Origin of the sequence: Rhodospirillum rubrum ATCC 11170 (assembly GCF_000013085.1) — a bacterium.
GTDB lineage: Bacteria > Pseudomonadota > Alphaproteobacteria > Rhodospirillales > Rhodospirillaceae > Rhodospirillum > Rhodospirillum rubrum.
In genome coordinates this window covers 3,182,911-3,209,857 of the sequence record NC_007643.1, presented here as the reverse complement: position 1 = coordinate 3,209,857, position 26,947 = coordinate 3,182,911, and the positions used below count along the sequence as shown (strand labels likewise).

The 26,947-nt window shown below is 64.0% G+C and carries 24 protein-coding genes and 1 tRNA gene; 21 read left to right on the top strand and 4 right to left on the bottom strand.

The window, feature by feature from the left end:
* Nucleotides 1-35 precede the first annotated feature (35 nt).
* A complete protein-coding gene (locus tag RRU_RS14325) occupies nt 36-2,225 on the top strand; it encodes a methyl-accepting chemotaxis protein (RefSeq protein WP_011390584.1) in 2,190 nt (729 codons plus the stop codon).
* A 27-nt stretch (nt 2,226-2,252) separates the two neighbouring features.
* Here RRU_RS14325 and RRU_RS14320 read toward each other — a convergent pair whose 3' ends face one another.
* Nucleotides 2,253-2,897: a hypothetical protein gene (locus RRU_RS14320; protein ID WP_011390583.1), complete on the bottom strand. Its 645-nt coding sequence runs from the start codon at nt 2,895-2,897 to the stop codon at nt 2,253-2,255.
* 275 nt (nt 2,898-3,172) lie between these two features.
* Here RRU_RS14320 and hisG point away from each other — a divergent pair, with 275 nt between their 5' ends.
* The 15 genes from hisG to hcp all read left to right on the top strand — a co-directional run bounded on the left by hisG (nt 3,173) and on the right by hcp (nt 18,927).
* A complete protein-coding gene (hisG, locus tag RRU_RS14315; RefSeq protein ID WP_011390582.1) occupies nt 3,173-3,856 on the top strand; it encodes an ATP phosphoribosyltransferase in 684 nt (227 codons plus the stop codon).
* Nucleotides 3,840-5,144, top strand: a complete 1,305-nt coding sequence (hisD, locus tag RRU_RS14310; RefSeq protein ID WP_011390581.1) for a histidinol dehydrogenase — start codon at nt 3,840-3,842, stop codon at nt 5,142-5,144. The genes hisG and hisD overlap by 17 nt, the downstream gene beginning before the upstream one ends.
* A 2-nt stretch (nt 5,145-5,146) precedes the next feature.
* Nucleotides 5,147-5,632, top strand: coding sequence for a UPF0262 family protein (locus RRU_RS14305; RefSeq protein ID WP_011390580.1), 486 nt, complete (start codon nt 5,147-5,149; stop codon nt 5,630-5,632).
* 5 nt (nt 5,633-5,637) lie between these two features.
* Complete coding sequence (locus tag RRU_RS14300) at nt 5,638-6,087, top strand: low molecular weight phosphatase family protein (protein ID WP_011390579.1); 450 nt, start codon at nt 5,638-5,640, stop codon at nt 6,085-6,087.
* Nucleotides 6,088-6,233: 146 nt separating this feature from the next.
* Nucleotides 6,234-6,866: a Maf family protein gene (locus tag RRU_RS14295; RefSeq protein WP_011390578.1), complete on the top strand. Its 633-nt coding sequence runs from the start codon at nt 6,234-6,236 to the stop codon at nt 6,864-6,866.
* Entirely contained in the window at nt 6,859-8,241 is a 1,383-nt protein-coding gene (locus RRU_RS14290) for a ribonuclease E/G (RefSeq protein WP_011390577.1), read from the top strand. Before RRU_RS14295 ends, RRU_RS14290 begins: the two co-directional genes overlap by 8 nt.
* Nucleotides 8,242-8,591: 350 nt before the next feature.
* Nucleotides 8,592-8,828 carry a DNA gyrase inhibitor YacG gene (locus tag RRU_RS14285; RefSeq protein ID WP_011390576.1) on the top strand — a complete coding sequence of 79 codons (237 nt, stop codon included), beginning with the start codon at nt 8,592-8,594 and terminating at the stop codon, nt 8,826-8,828.
* 44 nt (nt 8,829-8,872) lie between these two features.
* The gene (locus RRU_RS14280; protein ID WP_011390575.1) at nt 8,873-9,994 is read left to right on the top strand and encodes a peptidase C39 family protein; all 1,122 of its coding nucleotides are present in this window, start codon (nt 8,873-8,875) and stop codon (nt 9,992-9,994) included.
* A gap of 11 nt (nt 9,995-10,005) precedes the next feature.
* Entirely contained in the window at nt 10,006-11,475 is a 1,470-nt protein-coding gene (locus tag RRU_RS14275; RefSeq protein WP_011390574.1) for a RimK family protein, read from the top strand.
* A 288-nt stretch (nt 11,476-11,763) separates the two neighbouring features.
* A complete protein-coding gene (locus tag RRU_RS14270) occupies nt 11,764-14,226 on the top strand; it encodes a putative bifunctional diguanylate cyclase/phosphodiesterase (protein ID WP_011390573.1) in 2,463 nt (820 codons plus the stop codon).
* A 119-nt stretch (nt 14,227-14,345) separates the two neighbouring features.
* Entirely contained in the window at nt 14,346-14,741 is a 396-nt protein-coding gene (locus tag RRU_RS14265) for a hypothetical protein (RefSeq protein WP_014626444.1), read from the top strand.
* A gap of 103 nt (nt 14,742-14,844) precedes the next feature.
* A tRNA-Phe gene (locus RRU_RS14260) sits at nt 14,845-14,920 on the top strand.
* 430 nt (nt 14,921-15,350) lie between these two features.
* Nucleotides 15,351-16,508, top strand: a complete 1,158-nt coding sequence (locus RRU_RS14255; protein ID WP_011390571.1) for an acyltransferase family protein — start codon at nt 15,351-15,353, stop codon at nt 16,506-16,508.
* Between the two features lie 209 nt (nt 16,509-16,717).
* The gene (locus RRU_RS14250) at nt 16,718-16,945 is read left to right on the top strand and encodes a hypothetical protein (protein WP_011390570.1); all 228 of its coding nucleotides are present in this window, start codon (nt 16,718-16,720) and stop codon (nt 16,943-16,945) included.
* Nucleotides 16,946-17,277: 332 nt separating this feature from the next.
* On the top strand, nt 17,278-18,927 hold the full coding sequence (hcp, locus tag RRU_RS14245) for a hydroxylamine reductase (RefSeq protein WP_011390569.1): 1,650 nt from the start codon (nt 17,278-17,280) through the stop codon (nt 18,925-18,927).
* A gap of 53 nt (nt 18,928-18,980) precedes the next feature.
* Here hcp and RRU_RS14240 read toward each other — a convergent pair whose 3' ends face one another.
* The gene (locus tag RRU_RS14240) at nt 18,981-19,349 is read right to left on the bottom strand and encodes a response regulator (RefSeq protein ID WP_011390568.1); all 369 of its coding nucleotides are present in this window, start codon (nt 19,347-19,349) and stop codon (nt 18,981-18,983) included.
* Between the two features lie 63 nt (nt 19,350-19,412).
* On the bottom strand, nt 19,413-21,188 hold the full coding sequence (locus RRU_RS14235) for a methyl-accepting chemotaxis protein (RefSeq protein WP_011390567.1): 1,776 nt from the start codon (nt 21,186-21,188) through the stop codon (nt 19,413-19,415).
* Nucleotides 21,189-21,216: 28 nt separating this feature from the next.
* On the opposite strand from RRU_RS14235, the gene RRU_RS14230 reads away from it, so the two are divergent.
* Nucleotides 21,217-21,696, top strand: coding sequence for a hypothetical protein (locus RRU_RS14230; RefSeq protein ID WP_162470625.1), 480 nt, complete (start codon nt 21,217-21,219; stop codon nt 21,694-21,696).
* A 631-nt stretch (nt 21,697-22,327) separates the two neighbouring features.
* Here RRU_RS14230 and RRU_RS14225 read toward each other — a convergent pair.
* A complete protein-coding gene (locus RRU_RS14225; RefSeq protein WP_011390564.1) occupies nt 22,328-22,540 on the bottom strand; it encodes a cold-shock protein in 213 nt (70 codons plus the stop codon).
* A 365-nt stretch (nt 22,541-22,905) separates the two neighbouring features.
* Between RRU_RS14225 and RRU_RS14220 the strand changes: the two genes are divergently transcribed.
* The 4 genes from RRU_RS14220 (at nt 22,906) to RRU_RS14205 (ending at nt 26,947) form a co-directional block, all read left to right on the top strand.
* Nucleotides 22,906-23,772, top strand: coding sequence for a transglutaminase family protein (locus tag RRU_RS14220; RefSeq protein ID WP_011390563.1), 867 nt, complete (start codon nt 22,906-22,908; stop codon nt 23,770-23,772).
* 147 nt (nt 23,773-23,919) lie between these two features.
* Nucleotides 23,920-24,981 carry a sensor histidine kinase gene (locus RRU_RS14215; protein ID WP_042440462.1) on the top strand — a complete coding sequence of 354 codons (1,062 nt, stop codon included), beginning with the start codon at nt 23,920-23,922 and terminating at the stop codon, nt 24,979-24,981.
* 57 nt (nt 24,982-25,038) lie between these two features.
* A complete protein-coding gene (locus RRU_RS14210) occupies nt 25,039-25,566 on the top strand; it encodes a methyltransferase family protein (RefSeq protein ID WP_011390561.1) in 528 nt (175 codons plus the stop codon).
* Nucleotides 25,567-25,759: 193 nt separating this feature from the next.
* A complete protein-coding gene (locus RRU_RS14205) occupies nt 25,760-26,947 on the top strand; it encodes an efflux RND transporter periplasmic adaptor subunit (RefSeq protein ID WP_237703769.1) in 1,188 nt (395 codons plus the stop codon).

Below are 26,947 nucleotides of genomic sequence, written 5' to 3'. Positions count from 1 at the left end.
GGACGGCGCATGCCACCGGGGGCGTGGGGATTGGCATGACACAGACAGGCAAGCGGTCGGCGACGGCCGGCGGGATCCGCTTTGGTATCGGCAAGCGGATCCTGACGTCTTTTCTGGCGGTGGCGGCGATCACCGTCGGTCTGTCGGTGCTCGCCTGGACCAGCCTGGATCAGTCGCGCAAGGATTACGGCGCCCTGGTCGACGACAGCCTTCCCGCGGTCAAGGACGCCCTGGAACTGGCGCGCAGCAGCGTCGTGCTGACCAGCATGGCGCCGATGCTCCAGGCCGTGCGCAGCGACGACGAGCGCAAGAGGATTTTCGATGACCTCCGCGGCTCCCATCAGGCCCTTGATCAGCGCATCACCGATCTGGCCGCCCGCGTCGATCGTCCCGAGATCATCGCCGGCCTGCGCAAGACCGCCGAGGAGATGCGAACCACCCTTGATCGCCTGAACGGCATCGCCCAATCGATGCTGGGGACCGAGGCGGTGATGATCGAGGATACGAAAACCATTCGCGGCCTTGAAACCGGCTTCGCCGCCGCGGCGCGCAAACTGGCCGGCAGCGCCAAGATCGAGGTGGTTCTGGGCGCCCGCAAACTGGCCAATATGATCGAATTGCTCCAGGCCGATCAAACGGTGACCGGGGCGGCCGAGGTGGCCAAGGCCGGCGAACAGGCGACCCAGGCCTTTGAGGCCAGCTTGCGCATCAGTGCCGATGCCGTGCGCTCGCTCAGCATTCTGGCCCAGGCCCAGCGCGCCCCCGATCTGGAAACCCTGTCGAGCCTGGAAAGCGCCTTCAAATCGGGCATGGCCTCGGTCTCGTCGCAGCTAAGCCGGCTGAAATCGGCCAATGTCGATGCCGATCAGCTCGCCCAGCTGCAAAGGCTGTTCGACGATACGATGATGCTGGGCGACGAAATGCCCAGCCTGTTCGACCGTCGGGCCAGCGCCCTGACCCAGGTTGGCATGGCCAACGATCTGGTCGAGGAGAGCCGGGCGATCGCCGAGCGCCTGGGCATCCTGGTCAATAACTTGGTTGGCGCCGTCGATGGCGATATCGCGACCACTGTCGAAATCAGCGAGGCCCGGGCCAAAACCACCGTCATCATCCAGTGGTCGGTCGCCGGCCTTGCCGTGTTGATCACCGTGTTGATCGGCTGGTGGTATGTGGGCAAGCGGATCATCGGCCGTTTGCTGCGGCTGGCCACGGCGATGGATCGCATCGCCGGCGGTGATCTTGATACGGCGATTCCCGATCAGGGCAACGACGAGATCAGCCAGATGGCGCGCACGGTCGCCGTATTCCGCGATACCGCCCGCGAGGCCCGCGAGGCCGAGCGGCGGGTGGCCGAGGAACGCGAGCGGGCGGCCCGGTTGAAGCGCGAGGGTGAATTGTCGCTGGCCGACGCCTTCGATCAATCGGTGGGGCAGACCGTGCAGGATCTGGGCGGGGCGGCGCAGACGGCGGCCGAACGCGCCGATACCATGGACCAACTGGCGCGCGCCGTGATGGACGAGAACCGCGGCGTCGCCCAGACCTCGGAGGAGATGTCGGGCCAGACCCAGGCGGTGGCGGCGGCGGTCGAGGAGCTGGATTCGGCGATCGAGGAGATTTTGCGCCAGACCACCGGATCATCGGAAGTGTCGGGCAGCGCGGTGCGCGAGGCCGAAGCGATGCGCGCCGTCATGGACTCGCTCAACGACGGTTCGGGACGGATTGGCGAGATCATCGGCCTGATCGAACAGGTGGCGGCCCAGACCAATCTTCTGGCGATGAACGCCACCATCGAAGCCGCCCATGCCGGCAACGCCGGCAAGGGATTCGCCGTGGTGGCGAGCGAGGTCAAGAACCTTGCCCACCAGTCCAGCCAGTCGGCCGATGATATCCGCAAGCAGATCGCCAAGATCCGCGCCGATGTGGAAAACGCCGTTTCGGCGACCGGCCGGCTGACCGATATCATCCGGCGCAACGACGAGATCGTCGCCGGCATCGCCAGTTCGGTGGAACAGCAAAGCGCCGCCACCCGCGAAATCAGCCGCAATGTGCAGATGGTGGCCGAAGGCGTGCGCCATATTTCTTCAAGCGTCACCCTGGTCTCGGATGTCTCCGAACGCTCGGGCAAGGCGGCCGCCGAGGTTCTGGCGGCGTCACAGGCCATGCGCGGTCAGGTTGGCGTCATCACCGGCGAGATCGATTCCTTCCTGAGTGGCATTCGCGCCTAAGGTCCTTGGCGGGCCGAACCGCCTTACTTACATGATTCCGGCAAGGCGGCGTCGGCGCAGCTCGGTCAGGTTGAACTCGACGGCGGCGGCGCCCAAAGGCTTGCCCATCTCGTCGGTCAGGGTCATGTTGACCTGCAGCCGTTCGGTGGCGGTCGCCTTGTCGACTTCGGGGTCATCGATGAACACGGCGTCGCCGCCGACCAGGAAGGTCTTCTGATATTTGGCTTCGTCGCCCTGCCAGTAATCGGAGCTGATGGCGCTGAGCCCGGCGTTCAATCCCCTGGCGTCCATGACGATGATCTCGGTGATCAGGCCGTTGGATTGCGCCTGGATGCGGATCAGGTCGGCCGACAGCGGGCTGGCCATCACCGAGGCGACCAGAGGTTGCTCCTTGGCGGTGCGCTGGGCGATCCAGGCCTTGTCCAGGCCATCGATATCGGACTGGCTCATGCTCCGCGTATTGGCCCGACGGGCTTCAAGGATCGTGCGCACCAGCGGCGTGCTCAACTGATTGCGGATTTCACCCAGCATCGCCTCGCTCACCTCGGCGGTGGCGGCGCTCACCGGTTCGGCGGCATTGGCGACGTGAAGAGGGGTGGTGACCGCCAGCAGGCCGGCGAGAGCGAGCGGTGTTCCCGAGAGAAGGGTGGCCAGGGCGATGGCTTTTTTCATGGCTGTCCGCTTTCGTTCCTGTCGGCGCCGGCTTGGCGCTCGGCGCGCTTCGATGGAAAGGATGTAGCATTTCAGACGGGGTCTGAGAATCCACCGAAAGGCAGGGGTCCGAAAGACAGGGGGTGCGCGGTTTGGGAAAGATAAGGTAGAACGGACAGGAAGAAGAACGCTACGCTGGGCCGAGCCTGTGGCTGCGGCGCCTCGGACGAGGTTGGCGGCGTGACGGTTATCCGACGGCCGGACCCACGGCCACCACGACGGAAGGCATAGGTTCCATGGTGTTCGACGCGCGCGATGGCGCGGACAAACTGGTGATCGCCCTGCCCAAGGGGCGCATTCTCAAAGAGGCTATGCCGCTGATCGAGGCGGCCGGGCTCTCTCCCGAACCCTCGTTCGATGATCCCGACAGCCGGCAATTGCGCTTTTCCACCAGCGATCCCCGGGTGGATATCATCCGGGTGCGCAGCTTCGACGTGGCGACCTTCGTCGCCTTCGGGGCCGCCCATATCGGGGTGGCGGGCAATGACGTGATCCTTGAGTTCAATTATCCCGAGCTTTACGCCCCGCTTGACCTGGGCATCGGCGCCTGCCGGCTGTCGGTGGCCGAGGCCGAGCGGTTTTCGGCCGAGGATGATCCGGGGCGCTGGTCGCATATTCGCGTGGCGACCAAATATCCCGAGATCACCCGCCGCCATTTCGCCGCGCGCGGGGTTCAGGCCGAATGCATCAAGCTCAATGGCGCCATGGAACTGGCCCCGGCCCTGGGGCTTTGCCGGCGCATCGTCGATCTGGTGTCGAGCGGCGCCACCTTGAAGGCCAATGGCCTAGTCGAGGTCGAGCGCATCCTTGATGTCACCTCGCGTCTTGTCGTCAACCGCACCGCCATGAAGGTCCGCTCGCGCGAGATGACCGCCTGGATCGAACGCTTCCGGGAGGCTTGCGATGCCGTTGCGGCTTGAGGCCTCCAGCGCCGATTTCGCCCCGGCCTTCGCCGCGCTGCTGGCGGGCAAGCGCGAGAGCGCCCAGGACGTCAACGACGTGGTGAGCGCGATCCTGGCCGATGTGCGCCTGCGCGGCGACGATGCCCTGATCGATTACACGGCGCGCTTTGACAAGATGACCGTTTCGGCCGAGGGCCTGCGCTTTAGCGACGACGAGGTGGACACCGCCGTCGCCCTGATCGAGCCGGCCTTGCGCGATGCCCTGGCCCTGGCGGCCAAGCGCATCACCCGCTTCCATGAACGCCAGATGCCCACGGCGATCTCGTTCACCGACGAGGACGGCGTGCGGCTGGGCCAGCGCTGGACGGCGGTTTCCGCCGCCGGGCTTTACGTGCCGGGCGGTCTCGCGGCCTATCCGTCCTCGGTGCTGATGAACGCCCTGCCGGCCAAGGTGGCGGGCGTCGAACGGCTGGTCATGGTGGTGCCGACGCCGGCCGGGCGGATCAATCCGCTGGTGCTGGCGGCGGCCAAGCTGGCCGGCGTCGATGAGATCTATCGCGTCGGCGGCGCCCAGGCGGTGGCGGCCCTGGCCTATGGCACGCGGACCATCGCCCCCGTCGACAAGATCGTCGGCCCCGGCAACGCCTATGTCGCCGCCGCCAAACGTCAGGTTTTCGGCACCGTCGGCATCGATATGATCGCCGGTCCCTCGGAGATCCTGGTGGTCGCCGATGGCGCCAATGATCCCGACTGGATCGCCCTTGACCTGCTGTCCCAGGCCGAGCACGACGCCGCCGCCCAATCGATCCTGATCACCGATGATCGGGCCTTCGCCGATCGGGTGGAGCGCGCGGTGACCGACCGCCTGCGGACGCTGTCGCGCACCGAGATCGCCAGCGCCTCCTGGCGCGACCACGGGGCGATCATCCTGGTGGGCGATCTGTTGCGCGACGCCCCGGCCCTGGTCGACAAGGTGGCGCCCGAGCATCTGGAACTGGCGGTGGCCGATCCCGACGCCCTGGCGGCGCGCGTGCGCCACGCCGGCGCGATCTTCCTTGGGCGCTATACCCCCGAAGCCATCGGCGATTACATCGCCGGGCCCAACCATGTGCTGCCAACCTCGCGCACGGCGCGTTTCTCGTCGGGGCTTGGGGTGCTCGACTTCATGAAGCGGACGACGCTGGTCGGCTGCGGAGCCGAGTCGCTGGGGGCGATCGGACCAAGCGCCGTCCGTCTGGCCCGGGCCGAAGGGCTTGAGGCCCACGGGCTGTCGGTGGCGGCCCGCATGAACCGGGGCTGGGAGTAGACATGGAGGAGGGCGAGCTGAAGGATACGGATCATCTGATCGATATTCAGCTCGACGAAGTGACCTTCGTGCGCCGGCGGCCCGAGGTGGAGCACGAACGGGCCGTGGCGATCTTCGATCTGCTTGAAGACAACCATTTCGGCATCAAGGGCTTCCAGGGGCCCTTCCGGCTGGTGCTGAGTTTGGCCGAAAACCGCCTGTTGTTTGACATCCGCGACGGCGAAGACAAGCCCTTGCGCAAGGTGATCTTGTCGCTGCGGCCCTTCCGCATGATCGTCAAAGACTATTTCATGATTTGCGAAAGCTATTTCAGCGCCATCCGCTCGATGACTCCGGCCCAGATCGAGGCCATCGACATGGGGCGGCGCGGCCTTCACAACGAAGGGGGAGCGGTGCTGAAGGAGCGGCTGGCGGGCAAGGTCGTCGTCGATCATGATACCGCCCGCCGGCTGTTCACGCTGATCTGCGTTCTGCATGCCCGGGGCTGAGGGGCTTGGTCGATTCCCTTCCCTCGGCGGTGCTGTTTTGCTGCACCATGAATTCGATCCGCTCGCCGATGGCCGAAGGGATCCTCAAGCGCTTTCACGGCAATCGCATCTATGTCGATTCGGCCGGGGTGCGGGCGGGGGGCTATATCGATGGCTTCGTCGTCGAGGTGATGGAGGAGATCGGCATCGATCTGAGCGGCCATCGCTGCAAGGTCTTTGACGAGTTGGAAGATGACAGCTTCGACGTCATCGTGTCGCTATCGCCCAAGGCCCAGCACCGGGCCGTGGAAATGACCCGCTTCATGTCTTGCGAGGTGCTGTTCTGGAATACCTTCGATGCCAGCCTGATCGATGGCAACCGCGAGGTTCGGCTCAACGCCTATCGGGCGGTAAGGGACGATCTGATGCGCAAGATCCTGGCCCGATTTCCCGTTGCCCGGGCGCCCTCGGGGTAGCAAGCCGCGCCGGGCCCTCCGGCGCCGGCGGGCGTGAGCCGATTCTTCTTGACGTTTTAATGTCGCCGAAACATTTAGGAGCCTGAGGCTCCTTATGGATCTGGCCTTCCTTTTCTTTCAATCAGCAGATTGGTCACCCGCCACCGATGACGCACGGCGATAACCGGGACGGACCCGGCCGGGAAACCCGTTCCTCTGGACCCCTCGTGCTGGCATCGGCTTCGCCCCGGCGGGTGGATCTGCTTGCCCAGATCGGTCTGGTTCCCGATGCCATCGATCCCGCCGATCTTGACGAGACGCCGGCGGCCGATGAACTGCCGCGCCCCTATGCCGAGCGCGTCGCCCGGGCCAAGGCCCTGGCGGTGGCGCCACGCCACCCGGGCGCCTGGGTTCTGGCGGGGGATACGGTTGTCGCGCGCGGGCGGCGCATCCTGCCCAAGGCCGAAGACGCCAAAACCGCCAAGACCTGCCTGGAGATGCTGTCGGGCGCCCGCCACCGGGTGATCGGCGCCATCGCCCTGGTCACGCCCGAGGGGCGGCTGATCGAGCGCAGCGTTGTTAGCCAAGTGGCCTTCAAGCGGCTGTCGGCGGCGGAGATCGCCGAGTATCTGGCCGGTGACGAATGGCGGGGCAAGGCCGGCGGCTATGCCATCCAGGGCCGGGCGGCGGCTTTTGTGCGCTGGCTGGAAGGCAGTCATTCCAACGTCGTCGGCCTGCCGCTGTTTGAGACCAACGCCCTGCTCGCCGGAACGGGCTACCGGCCCGGACGCGATGGCTGACCCCGGCCGCCAGACCTATCACGTTCTGGTGTCCGATGGGCCGGGCGAAACCCGCTGGGCCCTGCTGGCCGGGGATACGCCGGTCGAGGTGGTCTTCCAGCGCGCCCATGCGGTGGAAACCGGCGCCATCGTCGCCGGTCGGGTGACCGCCGCCGTTCCCGGCCATCAGGCGCTGTTCGTCGATCTGGGGCGGGGGCCGGCGGGGTTCCTGGGGGCCGAGGACACGCCGCGCGGCCTGCCCGGCGAAGGCGCCCTGCTGGCCTTTCAGGTGTTGCGCGAGGCGGTGGCCGGCAAGGGGCCAACGGTGACGGCTGCGCCGACCCTGGCCGGGCGTTTGCTGGTCTATACCCCTTATGTGCCCGGTGTCGGGCTGTCGCCGCGCGCCGGATCGACCGCGGCGCGCAAGGCGCTGCGCGCCCGCATCACCGCTTTGCTCGATCCCGGCGAAGGCGTCGTCGCCCGCACCATCGCCGGCGAGGCCAGCGAGGCGGCCCTGCGCGCCGAGCTTGATCATCACCGCGCCCGCTGGCGCGCCATCGGCCGGGCGCTGGCTGCCAGCACCCGCCCGGGCCTGCTGGAGGCCGCCCCCGGTCCGCTGGGCGGCTGGCTTGACAGCCTGGGCGACGCCCTGCGCTCGGTGGTCGCCGATCAGGGCGAGCGTGCCCAGGCCCTGCGCCGCGCCCTGGCCGCCCGGGGCCCGGACTGGCCGGCCCGGGTGGTCATCGAACGCGCCGACCAGCCCTTGTTCGAGCGCTGGGGGGTCGAGGAGGCGCTGGAGGCCGCCCTGGCGGTGCGCTTGGCGCTGCCCGGCGGCGGAGCGATCGCGATCGAGGAAACCGCCGCCCTGACCGCCATCGATGTCGATGCCGGCGGCGCCGATCGCCGGCTGGTAGCGCCGGTGGCGGCGCGCGAGATCGCCCGCCAGATCCGCCTGCGCGCCCTGGCCGGCCAGATCCTGATCGATTTCCCGCGTGGTGCCCGCGGTCCGGAGGAAAGCGGTCTGGTCGCCCTGATCGAGGCCCTGGCCGCCGATCCGGCCGGTCCGCGCGTGTTGGGGGTGACGCGGGGCGGACTGGTCGAGGTGGTGCGGCCGCGGCGGCGCCCGCCCTTGTCCTCGCTGCTGACCGTTCCCGGCGGCCCGCCGAAACTGACGGCCGAGACCGCGCTGCTGGCCGCCTTGCGCGAGCTGGTGGCCGGGGCGACGCGGGCGCCCGGCGCCCGTCCGCATCTGCGGGTCGGGCCGCGATCGGGCGGGCTGCTCGCCACCGATCTGGCCCAGGCCCTGGCCGAGGTGGAAGCGGCCCTGGGGCAGGCGGTGGCGATCGATTGCTTTGCCGATCACCCGGAAGACCGGCCCGAGGCGACGTTTTTCTAGGGCCGGGACGGGCCGTTGGGGCGGAGCCCGCCGTCTTGGCATGGCTGCCTCCCGGCTTTCCCCGGGGCTGGAGAGTGGATTTTTCGCGCGGGGCGTCCTAGATTGCCTCTTGAAAGGTGGAGGTGCGGGCTGGGCGCATAACCTCCACTGGCCGGTCACCCGTCCCACCAAGGGTGGCTTATCAACTCAGTGGGTCGCTCCTCGCGTACACTCGCGTACAGTAGCCCCCCCTGCCGTTTGTTGTTCGCGTAGGACGGTGAGCTGGCCGGGATAAAGGTCCATCCCTCGAAGCGCCCCCGGGTGGCGTTGGCGACTTTTTTGGGGCGGGCGAGCATTTGTGAGGCGGCGCTATGACAGTACCCTCCGGAGGGGACGACGATTTCCCCAAGGATCCCCCCGGCGAAAAATCCGCCAGTCCGGATTTGGTGCGGGTCACCGCCCGGGCCTGCCCGATTTGCGGTCATCCGGTCGAGGCCCGCTATCGGCCGTTCTGCTCCAAGCGCTGCGCCGATATCGATCTGGGACGCTGGGTGCTTGGCACCTATCGGATCGAGACCAACGAGGCCCCCGACCCCGACGAAATGTGATCGCCCGCTTTCCTCGAAAAACCTGAAACCGGCCAGGAGGCCGGATGATGACCCTGCGAACGCGTCTGCTGGGATCTGACGATCTGTCGGATCTGGTTTCCCTGGAAACGGCCAGTTTTACCGGCGATCAGCTGTCGCGGCGCAGCCTGCAGCGTTTGCTCAAGCGCCCCAACGCCCTGTTCGTCGGGGTCGAGGAGGAGGGCGCGGGGCAAGGCCTGCTCGGCTACGCCTTGGTGCTGCTGCGCACCGGCACCTCGCTGGCCCGGCTTTATTCCCTGGCCGTCGGCCCCACGGCGCGCGGACGGGGGGCGGGGCGGGCCCTGCTGGCGGCGGCCGAGGCGGCGGCGGTGGACCAGGGGGCTTCGGCCATGCGCCTGGAGGTTCGCCCCGACAACGCCGCGGCGATCACCCTTTACAAGTCGTCGGGTTATAGCGAATTCGCCGTTTACCAGGGCTATTACGAGGATTTGTCCGATGCCCTGCGGCTGTCCAAGCCGCTGCTGGTCGATACCAATCGGGTCTCGTCGCGGGTGCCGCTGTATCATCAGACCTTGGAGTTCACCTGCGGCTCGGCCTGCCTGATGATGGCGATGCACGCCTTGGATTCGCGCCAGCCGATGACGCGCAGCCACGAGATCCGGCTGTGGCGCGAGGCCACGACCATTTTCATGGCCAGCGGGCATGGCGGCTGCGGACCCCATGGGCTGGCGCTTGCCGCCCATCGCCGGGGCTTCGAGGCCGAGATCTATGTCTCCGACGATGGCCCGTTGTTTGTTGAAGGGGTGCGCGATCCGGCGAAAAAAGAGGTCCTGCGCGTTGTCCATCAGGATTTCCAGATCGCCTGCCTGGAAGCCGATATTCCCGTGCACAAGCGCTCGCTCGGCGCCGACGATGTCAGCCGCTTCGTCGCCTCGGGCGCCATTCCCATCGTTCTGATCAGTCAATACCGGATCTGGCGCGAGAAAGTTCCCCATTGGGTGGTGGTGGCCGCCGTCGACGACCACTGCATCCATGTGAACGACCCCGACGTTGATTTGGCGGAGGAGACCTCCTCCTCGCTCGAATGCCTGAGACTGCCCATTCCCCGGCGCGATTTTCAGGCGATGGCTCGCTATGGCCGTTCCCGGCTGCGCGCCGCCGTGGTGATACGCCGCGCCACCTTCTGACGGACCCACAAATGCTTTTCATTTTGTCCGAACGCAAGCCCGAGACCTTCCCGGCGGACGTGGCCGATCTGATTGTCGCCCCCCGCGAGTTCATTTCCCGCCCGGCGCTGTTTTCGGCCCCGGGGACCCGCATCATCAATCTGGCCAGCGATTGCTCCTATCTGGGGCTGGGCTATTACGCCTCGCTGCTGGCGGCGGCGCGCGGCCTGAAGGTGCTGCCCGCCGTTGCCGCCATCGTCAATCTGAACCGCAAATCCCTGCGCCAGATCCTGATGCGCGGTCTGAACGACGCGCTTGATATCCGCATGGGAGACCTGGGCGAAACCGAAGCCCAGCCATTCGAGGTGTTCATCGCCTTTGGCGCCACCCCCGATGCGCGCTTTGGCAAGTTGGCCCGTCAGGTGTGGGAGGCATTTCAGTTTCCGCTGATGGTGATGACCATCGCTCCGGTGGCGGGCGGGTCGGGCTGGCAGATCCAGGATATCGAGCCGCGCTCGGCCAAGGATCTTCCCGAAGACCGCGAGAGCTTTTTCCAAGAGCAACTGGCCAAGGCGCTGAAGGACGAATGGAAACCGCCCAAGCCGCGCAAGGCGCCGAAATGGTCGCTGGCGGTGCTGTATAACCGCGAGGATCCCCTGCCGCCCTCGACGGCGCCGACGCTACGCAAGCTGAGCCGGGCGGCGGCCAGGGCCGGGGTCGAGGTGGAGGTGATCGGCAAGAAGGATCTGCCGCGTCTGGCGGAATTCGACGCCCTGTTCATCCGCGAGACGACCAACGTCAACCACCACACCTTCACCTTCGCCCGCACCGCCGAGGAAAACGGCATGCCGGTGATCGATGATTCGCTGTCGATCCTGCGCTGTACCAACAAGGTCTATCTGGCCGAGCTGCTGGCGGCCAATAATCTGCCGACCCCGGAAACCCGGGTGATCGATCGCCAGCGGCTGAAAACGGTTGAACGCTATCTGAGCTACCCGATCGTCCTCAAGATCCCCGACGGCAGTTTTTCGCGTGGGGTGGTCAAGGTCGAAGACCGGGCCGCGCTGCTTGATGTCGGCCATAAGCTGCTGGGCTCGTCGGATCTGATCCTCGCCCAGGAATTCGTACCCACCGCCTTTGATTGGCGGGTTGGCGTGCTCAACGGCCAGCCGCTGTTCGTCTGCCAGTATCTGATGAGCCGCAAGCATTGGCAGATCGTTAATCACAACGCCAATGGCAAGACCGAACTGGGAAGCTGTAAGACCCTGGATATCGATCAAGCCCCCCACGAGGTCATCGCCCTTGCCCTGCGCGCGGCCAATCTGATGGGCAACGGGCTTTATGGCGTCGATATCAAACAAACCGAAAAGGGCTGTCTGGTGATCGAGGTCAACGACAACCCCAATATCGATACCGGCATCGAGGATCAGGTGCTTAAGGGCGCCTTGTACGACACGCTGATCGGCGAGTTCGTGCGTCGCCTCGAAGAGGCGCGGAGTTAGTCGCCTCGAAGAGGCGCGGAGTTAGAATCTCGAAGAGGCGCGGAGCTAGAGTCTCGAAGAGGCGCGGGGCGAGAGTCATCTATCGGTCAGGGATAACCACACCTTTTTGATGTATTAACGCGGGGCTCCACAAGAACCATACGGCTAAATCTTGACAACCCCCCAGGACTTCAGGTTAGGCTGATATTGAAAATGAGAGTGATTCTCATGTCGGACTAACTGAAGGACCGGCGTTCAAGGCGGGGCCGCTTGCGGCCGAGGTCGCCCAGACGTCGAAAAGGGGGAACCGTGCGATCGATTTCACAGAGTTTGCGCGGGCGTTTTTTGCTGACCGCCCTGGTTCTGGCCATCGTCTTGCTGGGAATCTCGGCCTATGGCCAGTCGCTGGTCAAGGCCATCGGCGCGGAAAGCCACCGGCAGATCCAAACCTATTACGGCTCCCACCGGCTGCTTCAAGAGACCAAAACCGCCCTTGGTCAGGTGGAACGGGCGCTGCACGAGGCGATGATCCACCCCGATGCCATCGGTTCGGTGCGGGCGGCGGTGGCCGGGCTGAGGGCGGCTGTCGGTCGGCTGACCAGCGATCCGACCTTGGCCGGACAGCCGATCTTTTCCGGCCTGCCGGCCGCCGTTGACGAGATGAGCACCCGCCTGGACCGCGACCTGGGGCGATGGAGCCGCGGCGAGGCTGCGGCCCCCGTTGGCCTTGTCGATGGCTTGCGCGACGTTTTGCACCTGTGCGAAAGGCGGGTTTATGACGCCATGGTCGATAAGACCTATCTCGCTTTGGGCACCTCGGACACGCTGAGCATCATCATCTGGGGGCTGACCGGGGTTATCTTCCTGATCGTGCTGGCGGCTTATGGCGTTTTCGAACTGTCGATCCGCCGACCGGTGTTGCGGGTGGCCGAGGCCCTGCGCGCCGAAGGCCGCGGGGCGGTTGGAGAGACCGATGTGCCGATGCCGCGCACCATTGAAACCTGGCTGCTGGTCGATGCCTTCAATGGCATGCGCCTGCAGGTCCATTCCCGGCAGTTGCGGCTGCAATCGGTTTTGGAAAGCACCAGCGACGGCATCATCACCGTCGATGACAAGGGCAGCATCGAATCGATCAATGGCGCGGCCGAGCGGGTGCTGGGGCTGACCAGGGACGAGGCGGTGGGGCGGCCGCTCGGCGATCTTATTCCCCTGGACCGGTTGGCCGAAGACGGGGGCGAGGAGGGGGCGCTTTCCCGGCGGCTTTTGGCCTTGCGCGGCCGTGAAATCGATCTGCCGGCGCGGCGGGCCGATGGCGCGGCCTTTCATCTGTCGCTCAAGCTCAGCGATTTCATGTTGGGCGAGCGGCGCTATTTCAATGCCCTGATCGCCGATGTGACCGACCGCAAGGCGATGATCGACCGCCTGACCTTCCTGGCCCAGCGCGATCCGCTGACCGGGCTGATCAATCGTCGCAGCTTTTTCGATGATCTGGAAAAGGCGGTGGCGCGGGCCGGCCGATTCCCGGCGGCCGGGGTGGCGGTAATCAGCATCGATCTCGATCGCTTCAAATACGTGAACGATTCCCTTGGTCATCAGGCCGGCGATTGCCTGCTGAAGGAGGTGGCCGAGGTGCTTTTCGGCCGCCTGCGCGAAACCGATCTGCTGGCCCGCCTGGGGGGCGACGAATTCGCCGTGCTGCTCCACGGCGTCAACCGCGAAGGCGCCCTGCATGTCGCCGAGGCCCTGCGGCTGTGTTTGGCCGATTACGCCTTTTCCTATGACGGCAAATCGGTGGAGATCGGCTGTTCGCTGGGCGTCGCCACTTGGGCCGCCGATGTGGACGATCCCGAGGACCTGCTGGCGCGGGCCGATATGGCGATGCGGCTGGCCAAACGCGCCGGGCGCAACCGCGTTCATCTGTTCGAGGAGGGCGACCTGGAAGTCCGCGCCCGGGTGGTGGCCGATGCCGGCTATTCCAAGCTGATCGATCGCGGGTTGCGCAACAATCTGTTCCGTCCGGTTTTTCAGCCGATCATTGATGTGACGAGCGGGGCAGTGGTCGGCCATGAAACCCTGGCCCGGCTCCATGATCCGGCGGCGATCGGCCTGACCATGGATGTGTTGATTCCCGTCGCCGAACGCTTCGGTCTGGCCGTGGAGATCGATCGCCAGATCATCCTGGCGGTGACCGAGGCCCTGGCCGAGGATGCCGGCTGGCTGGAGGGCGGCTTCCTGAGCTTCAATCTTTCGGCGCAATCCGTCGGCGATGGACGGATTTTCAGCGCCGTCCGCCGGCTGATCGCCACCCGCCGCTTGCCGCCACAGGCGCTGATCTTCGAGATCACCGAAACGGCGGCGATCGCCAGTCTGGCGGCGGCGCGGACTTTCCTCAAGGCCTTGACCGATCTCGGCTGCAAGACCGCCCTTGATGATTTCGGCTCGGGGTATTCCTCGTTCACCTATCTGCGGGAGCTGCCGGTGGATTTCCTTAAGATCGATGGCCGCTATGTGCGCGATATCCACCACGACCCGGTCAAGGCGGCGATGGTCCAGGCGATCAATACGGTTGCCCATGCCATGGGCATGCGCACGATCGCCGAATGCGTCGAGGAGGCGTCGGGTCTGGAGGTTCTGCGCCAAAGCGGTGTCGACTGCGCCCAGGGCTTCCTGTTTGGCCGACCGGCGCCGCTGGGGCCGTGGATCGTTCCCAACCCGATCCCCAAAGGTATCGGCCGGCCGCGTCTGGCTCTCGTCGCCCCGGAGGGACGGTGAGAGGGGTACGCCCCTTTGGGGCGATGACAGGAGTACGCCCCTTTGGGGCGATGAAAGGAGTACGCCCCTTTGGGGCGCTCGCGTGGCGGAGAACGGCGCTGGTCCTTGCCGGAGGGATCTTGATCGGGTGGCTGGCGGGGGCGCCGTTGACCGCCTCGCTCAAGGCCGACGAGCCGGCTTTCGCGGTGGCGGTGGAGACCATTCATCAGCGGGGCGAGGCGGCGGTCGCGGGCTATCAGGCAAGCCAAGGCATCGCCACCGGCACGGTGTTTTCCGATCTTTATTTCGATGTCTTCGAAGGCAGCGGCATGGAAATGGCGCTGGCCCGCCGCGACGAGGCGTTGAAGGTCGATCTCGAAGCCCATTTCAGCACCCTGATCGGCGCGGCGATGCGGGGCGCCCCGCGAGCGGAGGTGGAAAGCCATTGGCGCGCCCTTGAGGGGCGTCTGCATGAGGTTCTACCCTTGGTCGAAAGCCGGGAGCCTAGCTGGCGGAATTGGTTCGGTTTTCGCTGATTTCCGCCCTGCGGGGGGCGATGTGCGTTTTTTTGAAGAGTTCCTCTTGCAGCCCCCGAAAGGATCGTGTACACACCCCTCCTCGCTGGCGACAGCGATCGGTGCCCGGGTAGCTCAGCTGGTAGAGCACGTGACTGAAAATCACGGTGTCGGTGGTTCGACTCCGCCCCCGGGCACCACTTTCTCATCAAGGCGTTGATCTTCAGATCCGTCTTTGCGAAGCGGATAAAGCCGCTGATGAGTAAGTGTGGCGCCGATAGGCGCATTCGAAATTCCCTTGGCTATTTTCTTATAGATCCTAACGACTCCCGGCGTGTTCCGGCATCGCGACGGCTCGCGTGGCGTTCTCGGCGAGGGTGGCCCTGTCTTGCAAAAGGGGAAACGGTGACGCGTTCCGAACCGATGGCGACGACGATATGCTCCGCTATCAGGATCCTAGAACGGCCTGCGTGAACCGGGTTTTCCGCATATCGCCGGAGGTGTCGCATCGGGCTGTTTTTCGCCCTCATCGATCCCTTTCTGTGAAAGTCGTGAAGCTTATCATTTTGTCTTAGATTAAAATGTTCGCCGAGTTTTTAGAAAAAACACATCTTCCCTGGGGAACGCGCTTTGACTTATTCAGTGAGTGCTACTGGTGATAAATCCGGAGTTTTTTTAAAATCTTTGACTGGAATTAGGTTGTTTGCGGCTTTGGCGATCGTGCTTCATCACGTGCCGGGACACTTTGGAATCTCCCACGAGCTGACAGAGGGGTGGAGCTTAGGTCAGGGGGTTTCGGTTTTCTTTGTGTTGTCCGGTTTTATTTTGACTTACCGATATCCTGCTTTGACTGATCGGGCCGCCATAGTGCGGTTTTGGGTTGCGCGCGTGGCAAGAATATGGCCGGCGCATGCCTTTATTTTGTTTGTTCTTTTGCTCGTAAATTACGATTCTATGCCTGATATTGAAAGTACAAGTCTAAAAAATATTCTGGCGAATGTGTTTTTAGTTCAGTCTTGGTTTCCATATGCTGGGTATTTTTTTGGATATAATAGCGTAAGTTGGAGCATATCTACGGAAATGGGATTTTATTTGCTGTTTCCGTTTTTGATATTTTGTTTTCAAAAAACATGGTTGTTGAAAGTTTTCATTTCTTTTTCTGTCGGTTTTGTTTTTGTGTTGTTGGCTTATTATATGAGCATTCCAAGTTTTCAGTATCCAGATAATAAGATTGTTATGGAGGGGTTGATTTATGTCAATCCGCTTGCAAGGCTATTTGAGTTTGTTGCTGGAATGTGTTCCGCATTTTTGTGGATAAAATTTCATAATCGTATAGTTATGAATAGAGTGCTCTGGACTGTACTAGAAGTGTTTTCGGTTTTGTTTCTTATTTTTAATGTGAGTTTTCTGTCTAAAATTTTTTCTGTTTTTAGTTTTGATTTTGGATTTCCTGGTTTGTACTGGAAAGTTATGAGCTTATTTCCGGCTCTGGCTGCGGCTGTTTTTATTTTTGTAATGGCAAAAAGTGAAGGTTTCCTCTCTTCTGTTTTATCAACAAGATTTTTTGTTTACATGGGAGAGGTTTCTTTCTCAATTTACCTTCTTCATCTTGTGATTATAAAAATGTTTGATGATCTGCCGGCACTTGGGTATCTCAACGATTTTTTCGCTTTAATTTTGGCGCTTATCTCTGTGTTTGTTTGCTCTATGTTAATGTTCCATTTTGTAGAAAAGCCAGGAAAGACCATGATTATTTCTGTGTCTCGTCTTTTTGGAAATCGTAAATAGAAAGCAAGAAGGTCTTTTTTATTTTTTTGATTTCTTGAGTTTTGTTCCGGTCGCATCCTTTTTTTAAAAAAAGGGATCGCTGATCTTCATCGCTTTCAAAAGCCGGTCCCTCTGGTGCCTTGCCACCCCGCTTCCCGCTTTAATTTCGCCACAGTCGCCGCTGTAGACTTGGGCTCACCGTTTTTTCCAGCCGAACGGATCATTCTCAGATGAACAAGATTCTCGCCCTCGCGTCCGTCAGCGCCGTGCTTGGGCTTTCGGCCTGCGCGTCTTCGGATGCCACCGTCGTTCGCATGTCCAATGTTTGGTCCACCACCTGTGGCGGCAGTGGGCAAGGGGTGGTGGTGAGCGCCAAGACCCTGGCCGAATTCCATGCCGCCGTTGAAAAAACGCCGGAATGCGCCCGCGGCTACGTGGCGAACGCCCCGTCCAACTAAAGCAAATCCCGAGCACTCTGACGCAGAGTGCGACGACGATTGGCTTGACCATGAAAATCTTAGCGCGGTATGCGGGGACCGGATTTCCCGCACACCGCGCTAACAGCGCAAGACCCGGGCGCTTGCGCCCGTTGGCTCCTGAAATCTCTTTCGCAGATCCGATCGACCGCCCAGGCCATGCCGGGCGGTCGACGACGTTTGGGGCTTCGTTACCCGGAAGCCTGCGCACCCTTGACCATCGTCAAGGTCGCTCGGGGACTTTGCTGTCGTTCTGATACCGACAATTTCCGCAGGGGTTTGGCGCCCCGTCCCGGTCGCGAAGGATCTGAACGATGTATTGCTACCAATGTGAACAGACGGCCCAGGGTGTGGCCTGTGTCACCGTCGGCCTCTGTGGCAAGACGGCCGAGGTCGCCGCCCTGCAGGATCTGCTGATCGAGGCGGCCAAGGGCCTGTCGCAATATGCCTACCGCCTGCGCCAGCTGGGGATCGCTCTGCCCGAGATCGACGCCTTCGTGCTCGATGCGCTGTTCACCACCGTCACCAATGTCAGCTTCGATCCGGCCCGGCTGGAGGAGCAACTGCGCGAGGCCGCCTGTTTGCGCGATCAGCTCCGGGCCCGCTACGATGCAGCCTGCGCCGCCCGTCACACATCTCCCGAAACCCTGAGCGGCCCCGCCCTGTGGCAGCCGGCCTCGACGCGGGCCGGTTTGGTCGGCACTGGCGAGGCGGCGTCGATCGCCCATCGCCTGACGGCGCAAGGCGCCGATCTGACCGGCTTGCAGGACCTGTTGCTCTATGGGGTGAAGGGCATGGCCGCCTATGCCTGCCACGCCCGTATCCTGGGGCAGACCGACGAGAGCGTGGCGGCCTTCGTTCACGAGGTGTTGACCACCCTGGCCGAGGTTCCCGCCGATGCCGAGGCCCTGCTTGGGCTGGTGCTGCGCTGTGGCACGGTGTCGCTGACGGTGCTTGATCTGCTTGATCGGGCCAATACGGGCGCCTATGGCGATCCGCAGCCGACGCCGGTTCTGATGGGCCATCGCGCCGGCAAGGCGATCTTGGTCTCGGGCCATGACCTCAAGGATCTTGCCGTTCTTCTCGAGCAAACCGTCGGTCTGGGGGTCGATATCTATACCCACGGCGAGATGCTGCCGGCGCATGGCTATCCCGAACTGAAGAAGTATCCCCATCTGGTCGGCCATTACGGCGGGGCTTGGCAGCGCCAGCGCAGCGAGTTCGCCGCCTTCCCCGGGCCGATCCTGATGACCACCAACTGCATCCAGAACCCGACGGCGGCCTATCGGGATCGGCTGTTCACCTGTGGGCTGGTCGCCCATCCGGAGGCGACGGCGCTGTCGGGGCGGAATTTCGCGCCGCTGATCGCCAGCGCCCTGGCCGCGCCCGGCTTTGCCGAGGATGGCCCGGTCCGTCACCATTTGGCCGGCTTCGGTCACAAGGCGGTGCTGGGCGTCGCCCCGCAGATCATCGACGCGGTCAAGGCCGGCGCCATCCGCCGCTTCGTGCTGATCGGCGGCTGCGACGGCCATGAATCCGCCCGGTCCTATTTCGACGATCTCGCCGGCTCGCTGCCCCAGGACGCGGTGGTGTTGACGCTGGGCTGCGGCAAGTTCCGGGTGATCGATCACGATATGGGCACCATCGCCGGCCTGCCGCGCCTGCTCGATATGGGCCAGTGCAACGACGCCTATTCGGCGATCAAGGTTGCCCAGGCCCTGGCCGAGGCCTTTGGCGTCGGCGTCAACGACCTGCCGCTGTCGCTGGTGCTGTCATGGTTCGAGCAGAAGGCGGTCACCGTGCTGCTGGCGCTGCTCGCCCTTGGGGTGAGGAACATTCGCCTGGGGCCGAACCTGCCGGCTTTCATCACCCCGCCGGTGCTCAAGGTGCTGGTCGATCGCTTCGGCATCATGCCCGTCGGCACGGTTGCCGAGGATCTGGCGGCGATGGGGTTGGCCGCCTAAGGCACCGGGGTCATAAGCCGGGACGGCCCGCAAGGGCCGTCTTTCGGCCCCCCTTACTTCGCCAAGACCTTGTCGACGGCGGCCAGGAGTTCGGCCTTTTCGAAGGGCTTTTGCAAAAAGGCGTCGGCCTTGAGCTTGGCCGCTTTTAGCGCCGTTTCGGCCGAAATGCCCGCCCCGCCGCCGGAAATGGCGATCACCGGCGGATGGTTGGGCATGGCGCCCAGTTGAAACAACACCTCCGTTCCATCCATGCCGGGCATCAGCATGTCGGTGATGACCAGATCGAAGCGGCGGCGGCGTAAGTGCTCCAAGCCCTGGTCGCCGGTTTCGGCGACGACGACGCTGTGTCCAGCCCGTTTGAGCATGCCGCTGAGGGCGTGGCGCACGCCCGACATATCTTCGATGATCAGGATTTCGGCCATCTTTGGTTTCTCCCGAAGGATGCGACTCGTGTTCTGGTTTAGCGTAAATCCCGAGCCCCTGTCTTAGGCGGCGGCTTTCCCCAGGTGGGCCAGGATCTGGGTCATATAGGTCAGATGGGCGTGGTCGAGAGGCAGCTGCAGGTAGGACCCATCCTCTTTGACTTCGACGAAACGCACCTTGAGCGGCCGGTCGACGGTATCGATCCGCATCTCGAGCACCGTTCCGGGTTGCACGCCAAGGCGGCCGGAGAAGACGACGAATCCGGGAGAAAGCTTGGTGACCTGGCCGGTGGTGATCTGGCCATTGATGGTGGCACTGGCGGCCAGGGAGACGGCATAGGTGCGGAATTCGTCGCTGCGGCTGAGATCGGCCAGGGCGCCCAGGAAATCCTTGACCTCAAGGCCCAGGGAATCGGCTTCCTGGGATAGCTCCTCGGCGATCGAGCGGACGGCAGTCGCGCCCTGGCTATTGTTGGTGACGGCGGCATTAACCCGTTCCATGCTGCGGGTCACGCTGGTCGTCGTATCGGAGACCTGCTCGAAACTGCGGGCGATCTCCTGGGTGGCGGCGCTTTGTTGGGTCACCGCCGAGGCGATGGTGACGGCGATCTCGTTGACCTGTCTCACCGTTTGGGCAATGCCCTGAATGGCGTCGGCGGTACGGGCCGCCACCGCCTGGATCGAGGAGACCTGACCGCCGATATCCTCGGTCGCCTTGCCGGTCTGCTGGGCCAGGGTCTTGACCTCGGAGGCGACGACGGCGAAGCCCTTGCCCGCCTCGCCGGCCCGCGCCGCTTCGATGGTGGCGTTGAGCGCCAGCAGGTTGGTCTGGCTGGCGATGGTGTTGATGAGTTCGACGACGGTGCCGATCTGTTCGGCGGCGCTGCGCAATTCATTCACGCGCTTGATGATCTCATCGGACTGATCCATCGCCGCGGTCGAGATGCGCGAGGATTCTCCGGCTTGGCGGCCGATTTCCTCGATCGAGGCGGATAGTTCCTGCGAGGCGGCGGCGACGGTCTGGACGGTTCCGGCGGTCTGCTCGATCTCGCCCATGACGTGGCGGGCCTGGGTCCGGGTGTCGGCCGCCGATTCCTGGAGGGAACTTGATGTCTTGGCGATGCCGATGGAGGCCTTGGAGACCGAGGTGAAAACACTGCTGACGCTGCGGCCGAAGAAGCCGACCAGTTGGTCGACCTCCTCCTGGCGCCGGGCGCGAGCGGCTTGTTCGCTGATTTGCTGCTCTTCAAGACGGCGCTTCTGGACGGCGTTTTGCTTGAAGACCTCGACGGTACCGGCCATGGTGCCGATCTCGTCGTCACGCTCACGATAGGGAACGACCACCGTATCGCTTCCCGCCGCCAGATGTTCCATGGTCTCGGTGATGCGCCGAATGGGCACGGTGATGCCGCGGCCGATCACGGCGGCGAAAACGACGCCAAGGATGGCGGCGAGCAGGGCGAGCACGGCCTGCAGGGTCATGGTCCGGTCTATGGTCGCATCGTTATCGATCTTGGCCCGGGCGAACTCGACCAACAGGGAATCGCGGGCGGTGTGGAGGTGGTTCTGCATATCGATCGTCTGCAGCTTCATCGCCGAATCCTGATCGGCGACGTCCCTGTGGGCCTTGGCGATGGCGTTGACCGCCTGCCGATAGCCATCGATGGCGGCGCTGGCCCGGGTGGCCAGGGGTTTGAGGGAGTCCGGCGCCTCGGCGACGGCGTTGACCATCGCCACCTTGGCTTTTTCCGCATTGGCATTGGCCAGATCCAGCCATTGACGGTCGCCGCTGGCGAGGAAGCGCAAGCCGGTGACCCGTAACGACAACACGGCACGCATGGCTTCCCCCCCCCGCCAGGATCAGGGGTTGGCTGTCGGTGCTTCGCAAGGCGGTGAGCAGGGTCTCGGTTTCGCTCGACACCCCGTCGCCGGCGGCGAACAGGGCCGCCTTGTCGGCGTTTACCACCCGCACCGCCGCCTTGAACCCGTCGAACTGGCTGGCGTGAAGGGAGATGGCGTCCTTCACGTCATTATAAATCGCCCGGCGCTCTGGATTGATGACAATGGCGAGCGATGTGCCGATCAGTTCCAGGGACGGCGGGATGGTTTTGTTGAACTCGGCCTCGGCCGCCATGTCGCCATCCAACTGGAACTTCAATTTGGTTCGCCGCAGGACCTCGAGATTCGCATCGATCTTGAGCAGGCGCACCGTGCCGTCGGCGATGAGGCTCATCTTCTGGTTCTGCGCTTCGAGTCGCGAAAGCTGCCAATACCCGTAACCAGCCAGTGCCGCTCCCAAGAGGATGAGGACACCAAAGCCCGCGTAAAGCCTGAGACGGATGGTTAGATGGCCTAAGCGCATGGAAAGCTCCTGATGATCGGGGCGGCGCCCGGCCCGGAAGGGCGAAACGCGCCGCGCACGCTTGCGAAGGCATGGCTTATGAATAGCAACCAAAAGAGTATTATGATATTAAAAGCTACATTCATAGGTCCATATTTGCCGAGGGGCATTTTTCAGAACCTTCCTCGGTCAAAAGAAAACCTCCGGAAATAAATCTACTGTCTAGTTAATAAAAATCCCGGGAAGTGGATGGCCTCTGATTAATAGACGTGAAAAGTATTTTCTTTTAGAAAACGAGTACAATAAAGAATAGCCATATAAAGAGACTGTTCTGAGCAAATTTTCCCCGTATCAAGGGATGTGCGAGCCAGATGGATTGGAGGCACTGTAATGAGTCCGATGGGTGACAAGAATGACGGGGCTGATTTCTCGATGATCTGTTCGGCTTCCTCAATTGGGGAGCGGCTGGGCGGCGGCGCGGCAACGGACGAACTTGCCCGCCTTGCGGCGCTTCATGCCTATCGGGTGCTCGATACCCTTCCCGAAGTCGCCTTCGATCGGGTGACCCGGCTCGCGGCCTTGATTTTGGATGTGCCGATCGCCCTGATCTCGTTGGTTGACCGGGACCGCCAGTGGTTCAAGTCGCGCCGCGGCGTCGATGTCGACGAGATGCCCCGGGCCATCGCCTTTTGCGATCACGCGATTCGCGGCACCGATATCCTGGTGGTGAACGATCCGACGAGCGCTCTACCGCGCTGATGTGAACAAAGGCATCGCTGCCGCCGTCATCGGGCGCAATGAAGCCGAAGCCCTTCTGAACGTTAAACCACTTAACGGTTCCCGTAGTCATGGAAACCCCTTTCTAGATCATAGAGAGAGCTTGCCCGCAGGGATGCGGACCGTCGAAATCGCGTTTTCAGGTAGAAGAGTATCAGCTTAGCGCGAATTGCTTCAGCGCGAGGCCAAGTCATCAGGCCGTCTATCGACCCTCTTAAGATGGTCCACAATGGCCGCGAATGCAAGCGTGGTTTGCGGATTATTTGTCGCAGCGACTCAAAGGTCGAAAAAGCAGCGGCGGGAACCAACGACTTTTGCCGGGCAAAGCAAGGCTCGGCGATCTTATATAGTGGCTAAATACCCGCGATGTTTTCCCCCATTGGTCGGCCCTGCCGGACGATGAGGATCACCCGTCCTCACCCCCAGGGAGTCTCCCCCGTGATCACGCTGCGGATCTCGCATAGAACGACCTATCGCTATCGTCAGGCGGTCGGCCTTGGCCCCCATCGCTTAATGCTGCGTCCGCGTGAAAGCCGGGATCTGCGGCTGATCTCGAGCGAGATCGTCGTCAGCCCGGCGGCGACGATCACCTGGGCCCATGACGTGTCGGGCAACGCGCTGGCGACGGCGAGCTTTCAGGGGCTGGCCGACACCCTGGTCATCGACAGCCTTGCCGAGGTCCAGCTCAAGGCGGTGGTCTGGCCGGTCTTCGACATCGCGGCTTCGGCGATCTCCTATCCGTTTTCCTATGCCGACGACGATTGGATCGATCTTGGCGCCTTGACCCAGCCGCGCTACGACGACGCTGATGGCCGCTTGCGGGCCTGGGCGCGGGCCTTCGTGCGCGGCGAACGGACCGATACACTGTCGCTGCTCAAGGATCTCAACGCCGGGATCTCGGCCTGGGTCTCTTATCAGGGGCGGGAGGACGAAGGCACCCAGACGCCGTTGCAGACCCTTGATCGCGGCTGGGGATCCTGCCGGGATTTCGCCGTGCTGTTCATCGAGGCTGCCCGCTGCCTGGGCTTCGGGGCGCGCATCGTGTCGGGCTATCTTCACAACCCCGATCAGGCCAGCCTGGGGGACGCCGGGGCGGGATCGACCCATGCCTGGGCCGAGGTCTTTGTTCCGGGCGCCGGGTGGATCACCTTCGATCCGACCAACCGCAGCGTCGGCGGCTCCAATCTGATCCCGGTGGCCGTCGCCCGCGATATCCATCAGGCCATGCCGGTTTCGGGCAGCTTCGTGGGCGGTGGCGACGCCTTCGACAGTCTTTTGGTCGAGGTTCGGGTCAGTAGCATCTGAGGCCACCGCCGCCGGCCGGAAGCGGCGGTGCGCAGTCGACCACCGACGAATTTTGGAGAGATGGTCGGGACCTCTTGGGGTATTGTGCGGCTGAAATGGCCCGCCGCCTGTCCCTTGGCGGCTGAAGGCCCGATTCGGAAGGCCCCGATGACCAGCGCCCAAGCCTTTGCCCAGATTGAAGACGGCGTCGCTTTCGCCCAGGCGATCGTCGATACCATCCGCGAACCTTTGCTGGTGCTCGACAAGGATCTCCGCGTCGTCTGCGCGAGCCGGGCGTTTTATCAGACCTTCAAGCTCCGCCCCGAAGACGTGGCGGGCTGTCCCCTGTACCGGGTGGGGGAGGGGCAGTGGAACATCCCCGAATTGCGCGTGCTTCTGGAAACCATCTTGCCCCAGCACGCGGTGATGGACGCCTATGAGATCGATCACGATTTCGGCGAAAGCGGCCGTCGCACCATGGTGCTGAACGCGCGCACCGTGGTCGAGAAGGGCAAGGGCGAGCGGTTGATTTTGCTGGCGATGGAAGATGTCACCGTGCAGCGCGCCGCCGAGGCGGCGATGCGCGATCTGCTCGCCGAAAAGGACGTGTTGCTTCAGGAAATGCGCCATCGGGTCGGCAATAGCCTGCAGCTGATCGCCAGTATCCTGATGATGAAGGCGCGCGCCGTCAGCTCGGAGGAAGCCCGCCACCACCTGCAAGACGCCCATCAGCGCATCCTGTCGATCGCCGCCGCCCAGCAACAGCTTCAGGCCTCGCGCCCCGGCGAGGCGATCGCCCTCGCCCCCTATCTGGGCCGGTTGTGCGAAACCCTGACCGCGACGCTGATCGGCGATGCCCGCCCCATCGTCGTCAAGGTCGAGGCCGTGGGCTCGGCGCCGTCGAACGAGGCGGCGAGCCTGGGCTTGATCGTGACCGAACTGGTGATCAACGCCCTGAAGCACGCCTTCCGGGCCGATGCCACCGCCGGCGAGATCCTGGTCGCCTATGAAAGCGCCGCCGACGGCGCTTGGCGGCTTTCGGTCACCGATAATGGCGTCGGCACGCCGACCGAAAGCGCCGCCAAGGTCACCCCCGGGCTGGGTACCAGCATCATCCGGGCGCTGGGGCATCAGCTTGACGCCCGGATCGAGAGCGTCGGCGGTCCGCGGGGAACGCGGGTTTCGCTGACCCATGGCGCCTTCGCTCCGCCGACGGTTGCGGCATCCTGATCCGATTTCGGTTGCGCCTATTCGGTCTTTCTCGGTTCGGTGGAGTTTGCGCCGCCGATGGCTTATCGTCGCCTGCGCCCTCGCAAGCAAAAAGGTAAGGCCATGGTTCAAGACAGCAAACCCACCGGGACCGATCGGGCGCGGATGCGCGCCACCCCTCCCGCCCTGTTTTCGGTGTTCATGGTGGCGGGGGTGCTTGCCCATACCCTGTCGCCCGTGCCTTTCCTGCCGGCCTGGGGCGATCTGTGGCTTGGCGTGGTGTTTCTGGTTCTGGCCGGGGGGCTGATGGTCTGGGCGGTGCTGACGATGCGGCGCCATGACACCACCATCCATCCCCGGGGAACGACCACGGCCATCGTCACCGACGGCCCCTTCCGTCTGACCCGCAACCCGCTTTATCTGTCGCTGTCGCTGATCTATCTGGGAACGGCCTGTCTGCTCAATTCGCTGTGGATGGCCTTGCTGGTCTTCGTCTTCATGATCTGCCTTCAGCTTATCGTCATCCTGGCCGAGGAGCGTTATCTCGAAGCCAAATTCGGCGATGTCTATCGCGCCTATCGCGCCCAGGTCCGCCGCTGGCTGTGAGTCCCTCCGGCGAGGACTGCGGCCCGGCCGCGATCGGGGCCGGGACGGGGACGGCGGCGGCTCTCGCCGTGGTTGACGCTGTCGCCAAAGCCCGCCACTCTCCGATGACCATGCGCAGCCCCGCCCCCCGATCCCTTCCCCTCCGCCCGCCCTCCGCCGTCGTCGCCGGGGGTGTGGGGCCATGGGGGGCGCGATGGGGTTGAAGGATGCGGTTGATCTGGCCCAGGGCGAGGCCGGCGGAGAGGCGCAACGGGTCCGCCCCTTGCGCGCCCTGCCGCCGCCCGCCCGCCAGACGAGTCCGCCCCGGCGGGGCTGGCTGCGGGCGGGCCTGGGGCTGGCGATCCTGGCCGCCCTGGTCGGGCTGTTCGTTGTTTACGGACCATTCTGGCGGGCGCCGCCGGTCATTCCGCTGGTCACCGTCGAGCCCGGCCTTGTGGTGCGGGTCGTGGTGGCCAACGGTCGGCTGCGGGCGGCCGAAAGCGTCACCGTGCGGTCAAGGGTGGCCGGTCAACTGATCGAACTGGCTTTTGAGGAGGGCGCGCGGGTGGCCCGTGGCGCCGTTCTCGCCCGGCTTGATCCGGCGATCCCGGCCTCGGTGGTGGCCCAGGCCGAAGCGGCTTTGTCCAGCCGACGCAGCGAGCTTGATCAGGCCGAACGCGATCTTGGCCGGGCCAGCGCCCTGCAGCGCAGCGGCGCCGGATCGGTGGTGACCCGCGACGACGCCCGCTTCGCCGTCTCTCGCCTGGCCCGCGATATCGCCCGCCTCGAAGCCGCCGCCGAGGAAGCCCGGGCCCGGTTGGAGGAAACGGTGATCCGCGCGCCGTTTGACGGCATCATCACCGAACGCCCGGTCGACGGCGGGCAGGTGGTGGGCACCGACACCGCCCTTTACACCCTGGTCGCGACCTCCGCCCTGGATGTGGAGACCGAAATCGACGAGGCCCTGGCGGTCAGCTTGGCCGTTGGCCAGCCGGCGCGGATGATCCCGGCCGGACCCGAACCAAGGGCGATCGACGGCCGCGTCCTTTGGGTCTCGCCGCGCGTCGATCCGGCGACCGGCGGCCGTCTGGTCCGTGTCGGCTTCCTTGGCGAGCCGCCGGCGATTCCCGTTGGCCATTCGGTCGATATCACCATCGAGGTCGAGCGTCGCGAGGGCGCGCTCAGCCTGCCGCGCGCCTCCATCCTCGAGGCCCGCACCGCCCCGGCCGTGCTGGTGGCCGTCAATGGCGTTCTGGCGCGCCGGCCGATCCGCTTCATCGACTGGCCGGCGGCCGAGGTGATCGTCACAGAGGGCCTGAGCGCCGGCGAGGCCGTGGCCCTGGCCCCCCTTGGCCTGACCGCCGGGATGGTGGTGGCCCCCGGCGCGGCGGCTGGGGACTAA